The 3,407-nt window shown below is 46.0% G+C and carries 4 protein-coding genes; 2 read left to right on the plus strand and 2 right to left on the minus strand.

From position 1 onward, the window contains the following. A partial coding sequence (locus HWQ67_RS14835; RefSeq protein WP_218253470.1) for a hypothetical protein occupies positions 1-226 on the minus strand: 226 nt, incomplete at its 3' end. 438 nt (positions 227-664) lie between these two features. Here HWQ67_RS14835 and HWQ67_RS14840 point away from each other — a divergent pair. After that, a complete protein-coding gene (locus HWQ67_RS14840; protein ID WP_218253471.1) occupies positions 665-1,336 on the plus strand; it encodes a hypothetical protein in 672 nt (223 codons plus the stop codon). Between the two features lie 139 nt (positions 1,337-1,475). Here HWQ67_RS14840 and HWQ67_RS14845 read toward each other — a convergent pair whose 3' ends face one another. Then, positions 1,476-2,450, minus strand: coding sequence for a J domain-containing protein (locus tag HWQ67_RS14845; protein WP_218253472.1), 975 nt, complete (start codon positions 2,448-2,450; stop codon positions 1,476-1,478). A 562-nt stretch (positions 2,451-3,012) separates the two neighbouring features. Between HWQ67_RS14845 and HWQ67_RS14850 the strand changes: the two genes are divergently transcribed. After that, positions 3,013-3,407: MCP four helix bundle domain-containing protein (locus HWQ67_RS14850; protein ID WP_218253473.1), on the plus strand; the 395-nt coding region annotated here is incomplete at its 3' end.

Raw genomic sequence — 3,407 nt, forward strand, 5'->3', positions numbered from 1 at the left:
TGTTGAGTGCCCCAAGCGTCTGCCCAAGACCAAAGACCCTGTCATGTGGGGCGAGTGTGTACGTCAGGCTCAGGCCGGTTTCGTCCATGGTACAGTCTAACCTGCCGATAGCGTCAACAGGTTCCAGGTCGTCCTCATTTACGGGCAAGGTAGTCATACCCGTAGTCAAGGGGCTTCCCAGTCTGTAGACCGTCGTGAAGTTTAAAATTTCCGACTGCTTAAACATACGAAATATTATACCATGAATCAGAGAGCTTTATGTGTATCATCTTAAAAAAGCATGGTAAAATGGGGTCAAGGGGACTGGTCCCCTTGCGGGGGAGGTCTGAGGAGGGGGCAGAGCCGCCCTCCTTCTTTCTTTTACCATGAAATATAAAAGAAGATACCTTTATGTTATAATAAAAGTCGAGGACGACAGGATAGACAAATTGCACGAAAAAACAGAATAAGACAAGAAGATAATGTTTCAAACAAAGAGAGAAAACGATACGCCCTACAGAAGATTATGCTGTATACAACAGACGAATCGGTTGATTATTGCAACAACTAAAGAAATGTTTTTAAACAACCGATAAGAATATGTAGGCGTTTTTTAGTGAAAGATTCAAACAAGGGCGGGCACTTTGCCCGAGGTTAAGTATAAAGTTAAGGAGGAACGAATTGTATGAGTGTTAATGCCGACTTTAGTGCCTTGCAATATACGGCCGACATCTACCAGAGCAACAAGGTAAGCAATGTCGCTCGTGTCAACAAGACAGCCAACGGGGTTGAGGGCAAGAGTGATGGGCCGCAACGGGGCCAGGACAAGGTAAGCATCAGTGCCGAGGCTCGTGACAAGTACAATGAGAGCCTGAAGGCTGCCAACACGGACAACAAGGCTGCAGATGATACCAAAAAATCAAATCCCGCGACTAAAGGCTCCGATGCGAACACCAAAAAAACCGAAAACGCAAATAGCCCCGAAGATGTCGCAATGTACAAGAAGCGTATGAAGCAGGCCGAAATTGACAGAAAAGCAGCAGAAGACGCCAACAATGCGGAAAGCAAAAAGGCTGAAACCAAAACCGACAACTCCAGCGCAAACACCAAAAAGACTGAGGACTCAAAGAACGCTCAGACCAATGACAAGGAAGCCCTGAAGAAGGTAGAGGCTGATAAAGCAGCTGATAAAAAGGCAGCAGAAGACGCCAAAAATGCGGAGGACAAAAAGGCCGAAACCAAGACCGACAACTCAGAGACAACTAAAAAATCATCCGACGCCGGCAACACCAAAGGAACTGAAGATACCACCACAACAAAACGCGGCAGCAAACGACCAGCCGGTAAGGTAGCATAACACGTTGAACTCTGACTGACAAGTAATTGCAAGGAAAGGGAGGGTGACTACACTTGAGCGATTTCTCTGTTAGCCTGAGACTCATCCTTCAACTCTCCCCGAACTTTACTCCGGCTTGGGAAGGATACTATCGGTTAAATCAGAACTTTATGTTATGGTCTTTAAGGTGTTTAAGGTAGCGATTTATCTGCATTTCGCTTAAGAGTCTTTCTCTGACAAAGTATTCACCGATTGGCTTTTGGCTTTTCTGTTGCTGCCACACCAGCATGTTGCATTGAAACGGGGTGATGACCTTGAGTCTGACGAGGCAATCGCCAAGTCGTTCGCCACGGGTCTTGCCCCGTAACAGTTCAACGATCTTTTCTTCGTTGAGCCATCCCCACCGCACGGCGATCTCTCCCATGCGCTGACGCTGCTTTGACTGCCAGACAATGGCGGCTATGAGGTCCTTCCACGAAACGATCCCGGCATAATACAGGAACTCGCCTATACGCAGCTTCCGCCGTGGCAGATTCTTTGCCTGATATGCGTAGGTTGACGTCTTTGAGGAGTCAATGGTGAAACGCGGGTCCTGATTGTTCTGATTGTTGGACTGCTTGTTGGCATCTCTGCCGTTGTGTCTGTCGGTATGTTTGGCGGAGAACCCGTTGTTGCTAAAGCCTGCCGATTCCGTCTTTTGTTGCTGCGTGTTGTTGGAAGACGACCTGTTGTTGCCATAGTATGATTGTTGAGTGCTCTTTGCCGACTGACTTTGATAGGCACTTTGGTTGGACTGCTGCCACGTCTTAAAGTTTCCGGTGTAGGAGTCCTTTTGCGGCTTGAATGTATTGACGTAACTATCTTTGAGTCTGAAACCGTTTTCCCTCTGCTTGAGGAATGCGTTGAGCTTTTCGTATGCCTCGGTGGCTTCGATGAACTGCTGTGTACAGTTTTTTTTGTACTCCTCGCCCTCGGAGGCATTGCGGTCGGGGTGGGTTGCGAGGGCTATCTTTCTGTAGGCGCTCTTGAGACCCGACGGCTGGATGTATTCAAGGAAGCCACGGTCAATCTTGACCTCCTCACCAAACAGCACCTTGCAGGCATCGTAGAGCTCTATTTCATTTACACTATACATTAAAAAATTGTATCAAATCTTAAAGTAACTTGTCAAGTAATTTTTATATCACATTAATTAATAAGCAAAATAATTTTCCTGCAAGCAGGGAAGAGAAAGGGGCGACTCCGCTTCTTGGCGCTCCAGGAGGGGGCAGCGCCCCCCGGCCAGAAAGAAGCCCCCTTGACCCCGCAAAGGACATCTTGTTTACCCACTCAAAATTTATGCACCCTGATTTTGTATCTTCTTTAAATTTCATGGTAACTATACTTTTACGCACCCTGGATTCCTGGTCAAGCCAGGAATGACACACTTGGAAAACGGCTGTAACTGTCATTCCTGCGAAACATGTCCCTGGCTTGAACAGGGAGCAGGAATCCATGTCTTTTGACCGTGAAATAAAATTTACCCTGCTTTTTAAAGAGGATATCTGATTTTTAAACATATTGACTTAAAAGAGAGGTTTCATTTAATATTAAGTTAGAGCTAATCACCAAAGCACTACGAAGAGGTGGCGCATCCATACTGTACAGGTGTTTCATTTTGCAGCAGTATATGGTAGAAAGGGGGTATGATTAGGAGTATGAAGATAGGTACACGTCTTAGTGCAGGGTTCTTTCTGATACTGTTACTTCTGATGGCTGTTGCTGTCTTTGGAATAAACCGTATGCATAACTTGTACGGTCTTGTCTATAAGATGCATAGACATCCACTTACCGTTACCATGGCAATATCAAGGATTAACGCCAACATCATCAAGATTGATCAATACATGAATTATATTGTCCATGCCAGGGATTTGTCCGACGTAGATAAATACTCTCTTGATATAGACGGCGCTGAAAAAGAGATCCTCGAAGGCCTTGATGCCATCTCCGTGCGCTTTCTTGGCGACAAGGCAATGTATGATACTGCACTGAGGCTGTATCTGCAATGGAAACCTGCAAGGGATGAGATTATATCTTTGGTAAAGGAAGG

The sequence above is a fragment of the Candidatus Magnetobacterium casense genome (genome assembly GCF_019173545.1).
In the GTDB taxonomy this organism is placed as follows: Bacteria; Nitrospirota; Thermodesulfovibrionia; order Thermodesulfovibrionales; family Magnetobacteriaceae; genus Magnetobacterium; species Magnetobacterium cryptolimnobacter.